Annotated in this window: 12 protein-coding genes; 7 read left to right on the top strand and 5 right to left on the bottom strand. The window is 58.1% G+C overall.

Annotated features, from left to right (window positions below; translation table 11 throughout):
* The first annotated feature begins 15 nt into the window (after nt 1-15).
* Nucleotides 16-1,208, top strand: a protein-coding gene (locus BJ985_RS07105) for an IS3 family transposase (RefSeq protein ID WP_100067808.1) whose coding sequence is annotated in 2 segments (ribosomal slippage) — nt 16-295 and nt 295-1,208 — 1,194 coding nt in all. Because the reading frame shifts where the segments join, the coding sequence is not laid out codon by codon here.
* A gap of 55 nt (nt 1,209-1,263) precedes the next feature.
* On the top strand, nt 1,264-2,799 hold the full coding sequence (locus tag BJ985_RS07100; RefSeq protein WP_179387597.1) for a VaFE repeat-containing surface-anchored protein: 1,536 nt from the start codon (nt 1,264-1,266) through the stop codon (nt 2,797-2,799).
* Between the two features lie 30 nt (nt 2,800-2,829).
* Here BJ985_RS07100 and BJ985_RS07095 read toward each other — a convergent pair.
* A protein-coding gene (locus tag BJ985_RS07095) for an IS3 family transposase (RefSeq protein WP_100067808.1) occupies nt 2,830-4,022 on the bottom strand; the annotation gives its coding sequence in 2 pieces (ribosomal slippage) (nt 2,830-3,743 and nt 3,743-4,022; 1,194 coding nt in all).
* On the opposite strand from BJ985_RS07095, the gene BJ985_RS07090 reads away from it, so the two are divergent.
* Nucleotides 4,021-5,001, top strand: coding sequence for a VaFE repeat-containing surface-anchored protein (locus BJ985_RS07090; protein WP_257020386.1), 981 nt, complete (start codon nt 4,021-4,023; stop codon nt 4,999-5,001). The genes BJ985_RS07095 and BJ985_RS07090 overlap by 2 nt on opposite strands.
* A 155-nt stretch (nt 5,002-5,156) precedes the next feature.
* Nucleotides 5,157-6,014, top strand: coding sequence for a class F sortase (locus BJ985_RS07085; protein ID WP_179387032.1), 858 nt, complete (start codon nt 5,157-5,159; stop codon nt 6,012-6,014).
* 203 nt (nt 6,015-6,217) lie between these two features.
* Here BJ985_RS07085 and BJ985_RS07080 read toward each other — a convergent pair.
* Nucleotides 6,218-7,410 (bottom strand): IS3 family transposase gene (locus BJ985_RS07080; protein ID WP_100067808.1). Its coding sequence is split into 2 segments (ribosomal slippage): nt 6,218-7,131 and nt 7,131-7,410, totalling 1,194 coding nucleotides; the frame shifts between segments, so codons are not numbered across the junction.
* Between the two features lie 45 nt (nt 7,411-7,455).
* Here BJ985_RS07080 and purT point away from each other — a divergent pair.
* Nucleotides 7,456-8,823 carry a formate-dependent phosphoribosylglycinamide formyltransferase gene (gene purT, locus BJ985_RS07075; protein ID WP_179387031.1) on the top strand — a complete coding sequence of 456 codons (1,368 nt, stop codon included), beginning with the start codon at nt 7,456-7,458 and terminating at the stop codon, nt 8,821-8,823.
* On the opposite strand, the gene BJ985_RS07070 is transcribed toward purT, so the two are convergent.
* Nucleotides 8,820-9,305 (bottom strand): GNAT family N-acetyltransferase, encoded by a 486-nt coding sequence (locus tag BJ985_RS07070; protein WP_179387030.1) that lies wholly within the window; start codon nt 9,303-9,305, stop codon nt 8,820-8,822. The two genes, purT and BJ985_RS07070, sit on opposite strands and share 4 nt — an antisense overlap.
* A 3-nt stretch (nt 9,306-9,308) precedes the next feature.
* Nucleotides 9,309-10,670: an FAD-dependent oxidoreductase gene (locus BJ985_RS07065; RefSeq protein WP_179387029.1), complete on the bottom strand. Its 1,362-nt coding sequence runs from the start codon at nt 10,668-10,670 to the stop codon at nt 9,309-9,311.
* A 228-nt stretch (nt 10,671-10,898) separates the two neighbouring features.
* Between BJ985_RS07065 and pta the strand changes: the two genes are divergently transcribed.
* Nucleotides 10,899-12,260: a phosphate acetyltransferase gene (gene pta / locus BJ985_RS07060; RefSeq protein WP_179387028.1), complete on the top strand. Its 1,362-nt coding sequence runs from the start codon at nt 10,899-10,901 to the stop codon at nt 12,258-12,260.
* A complete protein-coding gene (locus BJ985_RS07055) occupies nt 12,261-13,385 on the top strand; it encodes an acetate kinase (RefSeq protein ID WP_236587118.1) in 1,125 nt (374 codons plus the stop codon).
* On the opposite strand, the gene BJ985_RS07050 is transcribed toward BJ985_RS07055, so the two are convergent.
* A protein-coding gene (locus BJ985_RS07050) for an IS3 family transposase (RefSeq protein WP_100067808.1) occupies nt 13,372-14,564 on the bottom strand; the annotation gives its coding sequence in 2 pieces (ribosomal slippage) (nt 13,372-14,285 and nt 14,285-14,564; 1,194 coding nt in all). The genes BJ985_RS07055 and BJ985_RS07050 overlap by 14 nt on opposite strands.
* Nucleotides 14,565-14,630: the final 66 nt, after the last annotated feature.

Raw genomic sequence — 14,630 nt, 5'->3', positions numbered from 1 at the left:
AGGTAATCTACCACCATGTCCAGGTACTCCGAACAGTTCAAACGCGATGCCGTGGCCCTCTACGAAAACAATGAGGACCTCTCACTGAACTCAGCATCAGCAGAGCTCGGTATCAACCGTGCCTCGCTGCATTCTTGGATCAAGAAGTACGGCACCGGCAAACGTGCCCGCACAAAAAGCATGCGCGACAAGGTCCAAGCAGCGAATGATTCCGAACGGATCCGCCAGTTAGAAAAAGAGAACGCAAAGCTGCGCGAAGAACGTGACATCCTGCGCAAGGCCGCGAAATATTTTGCCGAAGAGACTCACTGGTGATCCGCTTCCAGTTTGTCTATGACCACCGAACCGAATTCTCGGTTAAGCGGATGTGCCAGGTGTTAAAGCTCAATCGCTCCTCGTTCTACAAATGGGTGCAAACCCGCGAAGAACGCAGGTTAAAGACGTGTTCGGATGCTCTTATTGGTGCAAGAATCAAGACCATCTTCGATGATGAATACGGGCTTTATGGTGCTAAACGCATCGCTGCAAGCCTTAAAGCCGATACGAGCTTTGGCCCGATAAATCACAAGAAAGTCGCACGAATCATGAAATCCATGGGACTTAAAGGCTTTACCAAACGCCGCCGATGCGTCACTACCAGGCGTAAGCCTGGTCACCGCGTCATGCCAGATCTAGTAGGCCGCAGATTCACAGCTGACAGGCCAAACCACGTCTATGTAGGCGACATTACGTACCTGCCGTGTAAGGGCGGCAAGAACATGTACCTGGCCACGGTCATCGACGTCTACTCGCGCAAACTTGTCGGACATGCACTCGCCGATCACATGCGGGTATCACTGGTTATCGAAGCTTTGTCCCATGCCAGGAAAGTCCGCGGAAGCCTTAAAGGGGCAATTTTCCATTCTGATCACGGCAGCGTGTACACCTCACAAGCCTTTAGGAACTATTGCTCGTCGTTGGGTGTGCGCCAGTCTATGGGAGCGGTAGGAACGAGTGCTGATAACGCCCTAGCAGAATCGTTTAACGCCACGCTCAAGCGGGAAATCTTGCGTGACAGGAAAGTCTTTGACAATCCGATCTCCTGCCGCCAAGAAGTCTTCCGGTGGTGCATGCGCTACAACACACGCCGACGGCACTCCTGGTGCAATCTTTCAGCTCCTGACGTCTTTGAAGCCGAGAATTCAGCTACACTGACTAGAGCAGCATAGCTAACCCCCGACGTGTCCACTTTCCGGGGGTCAGGCCCCGGGTGATGAACCGAAGATCTCCACTAACGCTGACTTCGCTAATAGTTCTCATGAGGTTGTTGCTGGTGCCAAGATTGTTGATGAGGTCACCTACGAGGGTCTGGTTCCGGGTAAGGAATACACCCTGAAGGCTGAGCTGATTTCCAAGAAGGACGGCAAGACTGTTCTGGGCAAGGGTGAAGCTACCTTCACGCCGAAGAAGTCCCACGGCATGGAGCCTGTCACCATCACCGTGAACGATGATGTGACGGAGCCTGTCAAGGCTGCGGTTGCCTTCGAAGAGCTGACTTCTGTTGAGGTCAACGACAAGGGTGAGGAGACTCCGGGTACTACTTCGGAGAAGCCGAACCACATCGCTGACCACAAGGAGATCAATGATGATGACCAGACTGTGACCAAGAAGAAGAATGCGATTGTTTCTACGAACGCGGACTTCGCTAATAGTTCTCATGAGGTTGTTGCTGGTGCCAAGATTGTGGACCAGGTTTCCTACGAGGGTCTTGTTCCGGGTAAGGAATACTCCCTGGATGCCCAGCTGATTTCCAAGGATGACGGTAAGACCGTTCTGGGTGAGACTAAGGGTCACACCTTCACTCCGGATGAGGCTGATGGCAAGGAGCCTGTCACCATCACCGTTAATGATGATGTGGAGGAGCCGGTTGAGGCTGCGGTTGCCTTTGAGACTCTGACTTCTAAGGTTGTCAATGACAAGGGTGAGGACACCCCTGATAATGACGAGCCGAATTGGATTGGTGAGCACAAGGACATCAATGATGATGACCAGACTGTGACCAAGAAGAAGAATGCGATTGTTTCTACGAACGCGGACTTTGAGAATGGTGCTCATGAGGTTGTTGCTGGTGCCAAGATTGTGGACCAGGTTTCCTATGAGGGTTTGGTTCCGGGTAAGGAATATTCTCTTGATGCTCAGCTGATTTCCAAGGATGACGGTAAGACTGTTCTGGGTGAGACTAAGGGTCATACCTTCACCCCGAAGAGTGCTAATGGCACTGAGTCTGTGATCATCACCGTGGATGAGAAGAAGGTTACTGAGCCGGTTGAGGCTGCGGTTGCTTTCGAGACTCTGACTTCTAAGGTTGTCAATGACAAGGGTGAGGACACCCCGGATAATGACAAGCCGAATTGGATTGGTGAGCACAAGGACATCAATGATGATGACCAGACTGTGCCGAAGGAGAACGAGGAAACTCCTACCACTGTTCCTGTTCCGGGCGGCGATAAGGAAACCACTGAGCCGACTGAGCCGACTAACCCGACCAACCCGACTGAGCCGACTAACCCGACCAACCCGACTGAGCCGACTGAGCCGACCAACCCGACTGAGCCGACTGAGCCGACTGAGCCGACTAACCCGACTGAGCCGACTAACCCGACCAACCCGACTGAGCCGACTGAGCCGACCAACCCGACTGAGCCGACTGAGCCGACCAACCCGACTGAGCCGACTAACCCGACTGAGCCGACCAACCCGACTGAGCCGACCAACCCGACTGAGCCGACCAACCCGACTGAGCCGACCAACCGGGCCTGACCCCCGGAAAGTGGACACGTCGGGGGTTAGCTATGCTGCTCTAGTCAGTGTAGCTGAATTCTCGGCTTCAAAGACGTCAGGAGCTGAAAGATTGCACCAGGAGTGCCGTCGGCGTGTGTTGTAGCGCATGCACCACCGGAAGACTTCTTGGCGGCAGGAGATCGGATTGTCAAAGACTTTCCTGTCACGCAAGATTTCCCGCTTGAGCGTGGCGTTAAACGATTCTGCTAGGGCGTTATCAGCACTCGTTCCTACCGCTCCCATAGACTGGCGCACACCCAACGACGAGCAATAGTTCCTAAAGGCTTGTGAGGTGTACACGCTGCCGTGATCAGAATGGAAAATTGCCCCTTTAAGGCTTCCGCGGACTTTCCTGGCATGGGACAAAGCTTCGATAACCAGTGATACCCGCATGTGATCGGCGAGTGCATGTCCGACAAGTTTGCGCGAGTAGACGTCGATGACCGTGGCCAGGTACATGTTCTTGCCGCCCTTACACGGCAGGTACGTAATGTCGCCTACATAGACGTGGTTTGGCCTGTCAGCTGTGAATCTGCGGCCTACTAGATCTGGCATGACGCGGTGACCAGGCTTACGCCTGGTAGTGACGCATCGGCGGCGTTTGGTAAAGCCTTTAAGTCCCATGGATTTCATGATTCGTGCGACTTTCTTGTGATTTATCGGGCCAAAGCTCGTATCGGCTTTAAGGCTTGCAGCGATGCGTTTAGCACCATAAAGCCCGTATTCATCATCGAAGATGGTCTTGATTCTTGCACCAATAAGAGCATCCGAACACGTCTTTAACCTGCGTTCTTCGCGGGTTTGCACCCATTTGTAGAACGAGGAGCGATTGAGCTTTAACACCTGGCACATCCGCTTAACCGAGAATTCGGTTCGGTGGTCATAGACAAACTGGAAGCGGATCACCAGTGAGTCTCTTCGGCAAAATATTTCGCGGCCTTGCGCAGGATGTCACGTTCTTCGCGCAGCTTTGCGTTCTCTTTTTCTAACTGGCGGATCCGTTCGGAATCATTCGCTGCTTGGACCTTGTCGCGCATGCTTTTTGTGCGGGCACGTTTGCCGGTGCCGTACTTCTTGATCCAAGAATGCAGCGAGGCACGGTTGATACCGAGCTCTGCTGATGCTGAGTTCAGTGAGAGGTCCTCATTGTTTTCGTAGAGGGCCACGGCATCGCGTTTGAACTGTTCGGAGTACCTGGACATGGTGGTAGATTACCTTTCTTCCAGCCCGACTGGGCTGGATATCAGGTGTCCACCAAACAGGGGTCAGGTCCACCCGACTGAGCCGACCAACCCGACTGAGCCGACCAACCCGACTGAGCCGACCAAGCCGACGACTGAGGAGCACAAGCCAGGTGAGCCGTGGGTTACCACGAATGCTGACTTTGCTAAGGGTTCCCATGAGGTTGTTGCTGGTGCCAAGGTCATCGATGAGGTGACGTATGGTGGCCTAGTTCCGGGTAAGGAATACACCTTGAAGGCTGAGCTCATTTCCAAGAAGGACGGCAAGTCTGTTCTGGGTACCGGTGAGAAGACCTTCACTCCGGAGAAGTCCAAGGGCATGGTGCCTGTCACCATCACCGTGAACGATGATGTGAAGGAGCCTGTCCAGGCTGCGGTTGCCTTCGAAGAGCTCACCTCCACCGAGGTCAATGACAAGGGCGAGGAAACTCCGGGTACTACTCCGGAGAAGCCGAACCACATTGCTGAGCACAAGGACATCAATGATGATGACCAGACCGTGATCTCCCACGAGGTCCACGATCAGGACAAGCCAGGCGGCTCCTCGGATGGTTCCTCCAACGGTTCCTCCAAGGACAATAAGTGGTGGCTCATCCTGATTCCGGGCATCGGCCTGGGCAAGATCATCAAGGATCACTTCGACCACAAGGATCATGGCAACCACAACGGTGGCCACGGTGACAACACCGGCAGCCACAATGGCGGCCACGGTGACAACACCGGTAACCACGATGGTGGCAATGGTCACGAGGTCAAGGGTCAGGACGCTCCTAAGGGCGGCAACGCTGACAATGGACACGGCCGTGGCGTCGAGGTCCAGGGTCAGGAACCTGAAGAGACTGGCAACGCACTGCCATCCAACGCCGAGCGCGTTGAGATTAAGTCCGTACCGTCCGGCGCAACCGAGCTTGAGCCGGGTATGCAGGATTACATCAAGTAGTCCATAAGCATCGGTGAGGCGGCCCGCGGGTCGCCCCACCGGGGTTGAGACTTAAACACCAAAAATCCCCTCCAGGGTGTGACTGCACACGCTGGAGGGGATTTGCATATAACCTGCACAAGGTAGACAAAACGAGGAAGTAGAGGAAGCTAGCTATGGGAAAGCATGCGCAACCACAGCAGCCGGAAGACAATGGAATGTCGCAGTATCCGGCGAGTGAGGAAGAAGGGGGCGTCGGCAAGCAGGGCATGGGCCGTGGCAAGCTGATCGCTATTATCGCGGCCATCGTTGTGGTGGCATTGGTCTTGCTGCAGGTAGTGCTGTACTTGGCGCGCGATGATGAGGATGAGGCCGGCTCGGCACCAGAGACGGTGGCCAGCGAGAGTGCGTCGGAAGAATCCGGGCCGAAGTCCGATGCCTTCGTGGATGATTCGGGCCAGCAGGAGCACGAGTATGAGGCCGCGCCTGGTGAATTCAAGGGCTTTGAAGGCATGTCCGTGGGCATCGATGGCGAGTACGCGGCCGTGGACCCCGTACAGGTCACGGACCAGGGCGTGCTGCTTCCGCCACACGACGTCACCCGCGTGGGCTGGTACTCCGCCTCCGCTGTGCCGGGCGAGCCGGGCAATGTGGGCTCGAGTGTGATTACCGGCCACATTAACTACCAGGGCCAGGGCACTGGTTATGCGGAGAAGTTCACCAAGCTGAAGAAGGACCAGGAATTTACCGTGGTCATCGACGGCCAAGAGCGTACCTTCCGCGTGACCGAGGCGCCGTACCGCCTGCCGAAGGGCTCCGGATTCCCGGACGTGGTTAATGATAAGGAAGGCGAGAACCGCCTGGTTCTCATTACCTGCGGTGGCCAGTTCGTTGGTGGCGCGCTGGGTTATGAGGACAACATCATTACCGTGGCGGAGCCGGTAGGCGAGCCAGAGCAGCCCGCCGAGCAGCCGGCAGGGGAGGCTCCGGCCGAAGCCCCAGCCGAGGCTCCGGCTGAGGCACCTGCAGCCTAGGCTGAACCTTTCAAGGCGCCCTGTGGAATTGCCCACAGGGCGCCTTCGCCTATCCGGCTCACCTGGCATGTAGGTGGTGGGGTTGGGGCCTAAATATGAAATAATTTAAGGCAGTAAACGCCGCTGCCTGCGGCTTAGAAGGAGCATTTTCATGGATAATCCAGGGGGCCTGACCCCCGGAAAGTGGACACGTCGGGGGTTAGCTATGCTGCTCTAGTCAGTGTAGCTGAATTCTCGGCTTCAAAGACGTCAGGAGCTGAAAGATTGCACCAGGAGTGCCGTCGGCGTGTGTTGTAGCGCATGCACCACCGGAAGACTTCTTGGCGGCAGGAGATCGGATTGTCAAAGACTTTCCTGTCACGCAAGATTTCCCGCTTGAGCGTGGCGTTAAACGATTCTGCTAGGGCGTTATCAGCACTCGTTCCTACCGCTCCCATAGACTGGCGCACACCCAACGACGAGCAATAGTTCCTAAAGGCTTGTGAGGTGTACACGCTGCCGTGATCAGAATGGAAAATTGCCCCTTTAAGGCTTCCGCGGACTTTCCTGGCATGGGACAAAGCTTCGATAACCAGTGATACCCGCATGTGATCGGCGAGTGCATGTCCGACAAGTTTGCGCGAGTAGACGTCGATGACCGTGGCCAGGTACATGTTCTTGCCGCCCTTACACGGCAGGTACGTAATGTCGCCTACATAGACGTGGTTTGGCCTGTCAGCTGTGAATCTGCGGCCTACTAGATCTGGCATGACGCGGTGACCAGGCTTACGCCTGGTAGTGACGCATCGGCGGCGTTTGGTAAAGCCTTTAAGTCCCATGGATTTCATGATTCGTGCGACTTTCTTGTGATTTATCGGGCCAAAGCTCGTATCGGCTTTAAGGCTTGCAGCGATGCGTTTAGCACCATAAAGCCCGTATTCATCATCGAAGATGGTCTTGATTCTTGCACCAATAAGAGCATCCGAACACGTCTTTAACCTGCGTTCTTCGCGGGTTTGCACCCATTTGTAGAACGAGGAGCGATTGAGCTTTAACACCTGGCACATCCGCTTAACCGAGAATTCGGTTCGGTGGTCATAGACAAACTGGAAGCGGATCACCAGTGAGTCTCTTCGGCAAAATATTTCGCGGCCTTGCGCAGGATGTCACGTTCTTCGCGCAGCTTTGCGTTCTCTTTTTCTAACTGGCGGATCCGTTCGGAATCATTCGCTGCTTGGACCTTGTCGCGCATGCTTTTTGTGCGGGCACGTTTGCCGGTGCCGTACTTCTTGATCCAAGAATGCAGCGAGGCACGGTTGATACCGAGCTCTGCTGATGCTGAGTTCAGTGAGAGGTCCTCATTGTTTTCGTAGAGGGCCACGGCATCGCGTTTGAACTGTTCGGAGTACCTGGACATGGTGGTAGATTACCTTTCTTCCAGCCCGACTGGGCTGGATATCAGGTGTCCACCAAACAGGGGTCAGGTCCAGGCGAGATCGCCGGTCATATTGGCACGCCGCTGACCAGCAATGCCACCAAGGTATTGCTGCTGGGCTCGGGCGAGCTGGGCAAGCAGCTGGCCATGTCCTTCCAGAACCTGGGCTTGGAGGTCCACGCGGTGGACTCGTATGCGGGCGCGCCGGCGCACCAGGTGGCGCAGTATAGCTACGTCGCCGATATCAAGGACGCCGGGCGCATCCTGCAGCTGGCGCAGGAGATTCAGCCGCATTTTGTGGTTCCGGAGGTAGAAACCGTTGCGGTAGAAGCGCTGGAGGAGATGGAGGCGCATAGCGACGCCATCGTGGTCCCCTCCGCCCGCGCCTGCGCCATGACGCAGGACCGCCAGTGCGTGCGCGAGGTGGCGGAGAATATCGGGCTGCCGGTCTCCGCGTATCGCTTTGCTAGCTCCGTGGAGGAACTGGAAGAAGCGGTGGGGGAGCTGGGCTTTCCGTGCATTATTAAGCCGGATGTGTCCACCTCCGGCAAGGGCCACATGATTGCCCGCGATGAGGAGGACGTGCGCACCGCATGGGAGACCGTGCGGCGCGTGTCCTCGGATTCGCAGCGCGTGGTGGCCGAGCGCTTCGTGGACTTTGACCTCGAGGTCACCCTGCTGGCTATCCGCTCCATCGATCCGGCGACGGGCAAGTTGGCCACGTGGTTTAGCGAGCCCATCGGTCACCGCCATGAGCGCGGCGACCTCGTGGAGGAGTGGCAGCCTACCGGCATGAGCGAGATTGCGCTGGAAAACGCGCGCTCGGTGGCCGCGCGCATCTCTAATGAGTTGGGCGGGCGCGGCGTGTACTGCGTGGAGCTCTTCGTTGCGGGCGATGATGTGTACTTTTCCTCCGTGTCCCCGCGGCCCTCGGATACGGCGATGCTGACCTGCTATACCCAGCGTTTTTCCGCCTTTGACCTGCATGCGCGCGCGATTTTGGGCTACCCCATCGACGCCACCCTGGTCACCCCTGGCGCTAGCGTGGTCATCCACGCGGATGAGGAGCTAAATGAGGTTGCCTATACCGGCGTCGCCGCGGCCCTCAACTACGCCGAGACGGACGTCAAACTCTTTGGCAAGCCCGGGGCTTACAAGGGTCGTCGCATGGGCTTGGTATCTGCCACCGCGGAAAGCGCGGAGGAGGCGCGCGACCGCGCAGCACTAGCGGCGCACAAGATCGAGGTGACCTCCACGCCGGGCCTTTTGGCCCAGGGCGGTGCGCGCGGCATCCAGCCGGAGGCGGATAACGTCCCCGATATCGAGGTCGTGGAGTACGAGGGCGGCGTGGAGCTCGACCCAAAGCTTGCCTCCGGCGTGGACGACGCCGACTAGGGCGCGGGGCGCAGCATCGGCTGGTGGGGGACTCCCTCGTCGTCGAATAGCTCGCCTACCGGAGTAAAGCCAAAGCTGGCGTAATAGTCCACGAGGCCGGCCTGCGCCTCCAGGTAAAGCGGCTGGCCTGGGTGCATGCGCTCGCCTAGGTCGACGGCCGCCTGGAAAAGTTCCCGGCCGAGGCCCGTGCCACGCGCGGCGGGTGCGAGGGCGAAGCGGCCGATTTGGGCACCGTTGGCGGCGTCGGCAAGCGCGGCGTCAGTAGGCGCGGCCGGAAAGACGCGGGCCGTGCCCAGCAGCTCGTGGGTGTCCGCGTCCCAGGCCAGCAGGTGCACGGTCTGGGGATCGGCGTCGGTGGCGTCAATCTCGGCGTACGGGCAGCGCTGCTCGTGCACAAAGACGTCCACCCGCAGCTTGTAGAGCTGGTGGACGTCCAAGGCCGCCAGCTGCCCCAGGGGCGCGGCGGAAATGATATGCGGCACGGGTTAGGCCTGTGGGCCGGCGTGCTTGACCATCTCGTCCCACTCGACGATCTTGATGCGCTCGCGGCCGTGCGGCTCGCCAGCGGCGCGCTCGGCGGCATCCAGGCGGTGCCAGCCTTCCCAGGTGGTCACGGCGATATCGCGGGAAGCCAGGAAGTCCAGGATATCCTGCGGATCGCGCTTGGTGGCCGGATCCAAGTCGCCGGCCTTGTAATCAGCGATGAGCATGGTGGTGGTGTCCTTGGCATCAGACTTGGTATTGCCAATCAGGCCCACCGGGCCGCGCTTAATCCAGCCGGTGGTGTAGAGACCGGGGAGCTTTTCGCCGTCGACATTGGCCAGCACGTGGCCGCCGTCGTTAGGCATGGTGGCCTGGGTCTCGTCGAAAGGTACGCCGTCGACGGACTGCGGGTGGTAGCCCACTGCGCGGTAGATGGCCTGCACCGGCCACTCGGTGAACTTGCCGGTACCGGTTACGGAGCCATCGCCATTGAGCTCGGTGCGCTCGGTCTTAATGGCGGTGACGTGGCCGTCCTCGCCCAATACCTCTACTGGGGACTCGAAGAAGTGGATGTAGAGCTTGTGCGGGGCATCGCCCGGCTCGCGCATGGCGTAGGACTCGAGGGTCTGGCACACCAGGTCAGTGGACTTGGCGGCGCGACGGGCCTCCTCAGAGGCGGCGTCATACTCGATGTCCTCGGGGTTGACGATGACCTCGATGGTCGGGGACTCGTCCAGCTCCTTGAGCTCCTTCGGCGTGTACTTGGCCTGCGCCGGGCCGCGGCGGCCGAAGACGTGGACCTCCTTGGCGCGGTTCTTCTTCAGCGCCTCATAAACGTTATCGGGGATCTCCGTCACGAGCAGCTCGTCCGCGGTCTTAGCCAGGATGCGGGAGACGTCGAGGGAGACATTGCCCACACCAACCACGGCGACGGACTCTGCGGAGAGATCCCAATCGCGCTCAAAGTTGGGGTTGCCGTCATAAAAGCCCACGAATTCGCCGGCGCCATGGTTGCCCTTGAGGTCCTCGCCTGGGATGCCCATGCGCTTATCGGCGGTAGCACCGGTGGCGAAGATAATGGCGTCATAATACTCGCGCATCTCCTCGACGGTGATGTCCTTGCCCACCTCGATATTGCCCAGGAAGCGGATCTCTTCCTTTTCCATAACGTTGTGCAGGGACTGCACGATGCCCTTAATACGCGGGTGATCCGGTGCCACGCCGTAGCGGATCAGGCCGAAGGGGGCGGGCATCTTCTCAAAAAGATCGATCTGCACATCGAGGTCGGATTTCACTAGAAGGTCAGAGGCGTAAATGCCTGCCGGGCCGGAGCCGACCACGGCGACGCGCACTGGGGTAGTCATGTGCTTAGGGTGTCCTTTCTTTCGTTGTGCTGCATATTCTACGCGGTCACTATGCGATAAAAACCACAGCATTACTAACCCCAGTTTAGGGAGGTCACGATGGGGCATAGGAGGGGGTAAATCGCGTACAGTGGAGTAGTCACCGCGCGCTGATAACTGTGATGACTGACATGAAGTTATGAGGCGCGTTAATTGTGTTCAAGTGACCGTGAATGAAAGGTAAATTGCATGTCTGCATCGCATTCCGCAGTTATTAGCGCTATCGGCCGTGGCTTCGATGGCCTCGATGTGCCCGCCCTGGCTAAGGACCTGGGCGCGGAGCTCATCCGCCTCGAAGACTTCGATGCCACCGTCGCCGCCGTACTGGCTGAGGCTCCCGCCGCTGAGAATATCGTGGCGCAGGGCACCGGCGATATCGCCTTCGATGCTGAAGTAGCTGCCGCCCTTGGCCTGCCGCTGGCCATCATTTCCGGCGCCCCGCAGCGCACCGGCGAGCTTGCCCAGCACAATGCGGAATCCCTGGGGGCTACCGTCGCTGGCATCTTCACCGACCTGGAAGCGGTTCCGGGCGCACTTGCTGCGCTTGGCGACGTCTCCCCGGTCATGTCCGCAGACCTCTTCCAGAAGCAGCTCATTGACCAGGCCCGCGCCGCCGGTTCCCACATCGTCCTGCCAGAGGGCGACGATGACCGCATCCTCGAGGCCGCACACGTGGTCCTGCGCGATAAGGTTGCCAAGCTGACCATCCTGGGCAACGAGGCCGATATCAAGGCCCGCGCCGAAGAGCTGAAGCTCGACCTGGCTGGTGCCGAGATCATCAACCACCTCGAGTCCCCGCTGGCAGAGGAATTCGCCGCCGACTTTGCCGAGCTGCGCAAGAAGAAGGGCGTAACCCTCGAGCAGGCTCGCGAGACGATGAAGGATATTTCCTACTTCACCACCATGATGGTGCACAAGGGCTTGGCCGATGGCATGGTCTCCGGCGCTGCTCACACCACCGCCCACACCATTAAGCCTTCCTTCCAGATCATTAAGACCAAGCCGAATGCTTCCGTGGTCTCCTCCATCTTCCTGATGGTCATGCGCGGCCGCCTGTGGGCCTTCGGTGACTGCGCCGTCAACCCGAACCCCACCGCCGAGCAGCTGGGCGAGATCGCTATCGTTTCCGCACAGACCGCCTCCCAGTTCGGCATCGACCCGCGTGTGGCCATGCTGTCCTACTCCTCCGGCACCTCCGGCTCCGGCCCGGACGTTGACCGTGCAGTGGCCGCCGTCGAAGCCGCTAAGAAGCTGGATTCTTCCGTCAAGGTGGATGGCCCGCTGCAGTTCGACGCCGCCTGCGACCCAGGCGTTGCGGCTAAGAAGATGCCGAATTCTGAGGTGGCCGGCCAGGCAAACGTCTTCGTCTTCCCGGACTTGGAGGCCGGCAATATTGGCTACAAGACGGCACAGCGCACCGGCGGTGCGCTCGCCGTGGGCCCGATCCTGCAGGGTCTGAACAAGCCGGTTAACGATCTGTCGCGTGGCGCGACCGTTCCGGACATCATCAACACCGTTGCAATCACCGCTATTCAGGCTGGAGAGAAATAAATGTCATACGTTCTGGTCCTTAACTCAGGTTCTTCCTCCGTTAAATTCCAGCTGGTCGATCCCGAGTCCAGCGCCACGGATACCCCGCTGGTCTCTGGCCTGGTCGAGCAGGTTGGCGAGCCCCTCGGCGCCGTCACCGTCAAGACCGGTGGCGAGAAGTACAAGGAAGAGCTGGAAATCCCTACTCACTCCTTCGGCCTTGAGCGCGCTTTTGCCATCATGAGCGAGCACAACGTTGGCCCGACCGACGTGGATGTTATCGCCGTTGGTCACCGTGTTGTTCACGGCGGCCGCCTCTTCTCCGAGCCGCAGCTCATCGTAGACCAGATTGAGTCCATGATTGAAGACCTCATCCCGCTGGCTCCGCTGCACAACCCGGCCAACTTGGATGGCATCCGCGTGGCCCGCAAGATGCTGCCGGATATTCCGCACGTTGCGGTCTTCGATACCGCGTTCTTTAACACCCTGCCGCCGGCAGCTGCGCTTTATGCCATCAACAATGAGGTGGCTTCCAAGTACGATATCCGTCGCTACGGCTTCCACGGCACCTCTCACGAGTTCGTCTCCCAGCAGGTGCCGGCCCTTTTGGGCCGCGACCCGATGCACACCCACCAGATCACTCTCCACCTGGGCAACGGTGCTTCCGCTGCCGCCATCCGCAATGGCCGCGCCATCGATACCTCGATGGGCCTGACCCCGTTGGCCGGTTTGGCTATGGGTACCCGCTCCGGTGACATTGACCCGGGCATCATCTTCCACCTCGTCCGCCAGGCGGGCATGAGCGTGGATGAGATTGACAACCTGCTCAACAAGCAGTCCGGTGTCAAGGGCATCTCTGGCGTTAACGACTTCCGTACGCTGCGCGAGCGCATCGACAACGAGGACCAAGACGCTTGGCTGGCTTATAACATCTACATCCACCAGCTGCGCCGCTTCATCGGTTCCTACATGATTGCCCTGGGCCGCGTGGACGCCATCACCTTTACCGCCGGTGTGGGCGAGAACGATACCGAGGTCCGCCAGGACTCCCTGTACAACCTGGATATGTACGGCATCCACTTTGATAAGGAGCGGGGCCTGACCCCCGGAAAGTGGACACGTCGGGGGTTAGCTATGCTGCTCTAGTCAGTGTAGCTGAATTCTCGGCTTCAAAGACGTCAGGAGCTGAAAGATTGCACCAGGAGTGCCGTCGGCGTGTGTTGTAGCGCATGCACCACCGGAAGACTTCTTGGCGGCAGGAGATCGGATTGTCAAAGACTTTCCTGTCACGCAAGATTTCCCGCTTGAGCGTGGCGTTAAACGATTCTGCTAGGGCGTTATCAGCACTCGTTCCTACCGCTCCCATAGACTGGCGCACACCCAACGACGAGCAATAGTTCCTAAAGGCTTGTGAGGTGTACACGCTGCCGTGATCAGAATGGAAAATTGCCCCTTTAAGGCTTCCGCGGACTTTCCTGGCATGGGACAAAGCTTCGATAACCAGTGATACCCGCATGTGATCGGCGAGTGCATGTCCGACAAGTTTGCGCGAGTAGACGTCGATGACCGTGGCCAGGTACATGTTCTTGCCGCCCTTACACGGCAGGTACGTAATGTCGCCTACATAGACGTGGTTTGGCCTGTCAGCTGTGAATCTGCGGCCTACTAGATCTGGCATGACGCGGTGACCAGGCTTACGCCTGGTAGTGACGCATCGGCGGCGTTTGGTAAAGCCTTTAAGTCCCATGGATTTCATGATTCGTGCGACTTTCTTGTGATTTATCGGGCCAAAGCTCGTATCGGCTTTAAGGCTTGCAGCGATGCGTTTAGCACCATAAAGCCCGTATTCATCATCGAAGATGGTCTTGATTCTTGCACCAATAAGAGCATCCGAACACGTCTTTAACCTGCGTTCTTCGCGGGTTTGCACCCATTTGTAGAACGAGGAGCGATTGAGCTTTAACACCTGGCACATCCGCTTAACCGAGAATTCGGTTCGGTGGTCATAGACAAACTGGAAGCGGATCACCAGTGAGTCTCTTCGGCAAAATATTTCGCGGCCTTGCGCAGGATGTCACGTTCTTCGCGCAGCTTTGCGTTCTCTTTTTCTAACTGGCGGATCCGTTCGGAATCATTCGCTGCTTGGACCTTGTCGCGCATGCTTTTTGTGCGGGCACGTTTGCCGGTGCCGTACTTCTTGATCCAAGAATGCAGCGAGGCACGGTTGATACCGAGCTCTGCTGATGCTGAGTTCAGTGAGAGGTCCTCATTGTTTTCGTAGAGGGCCACGGCATCGCGTTTGAACTGTTCGGAGTACCTGGACATGGTGGTAGATTACCTTTCTTCCAGCCCGACTGGGCTGGATATCAGGTGTCCACCAAACAGGGGTCA

It is taken from the genome of Corynebacterium tuberculostearicum (assembly GCF_013408445.1).
Lineage (GTDB): Bacteria > Actinomycetota > Actinomycetes > Mycobacteriales > Mycobacteriaceae > Corynebacterium > Corynebacterium tuberculostearicum.
Note: the sequence above shows the minus strand (reverse complement) of the source record. Positions and strands in the feature narration are given on the sequence as shown.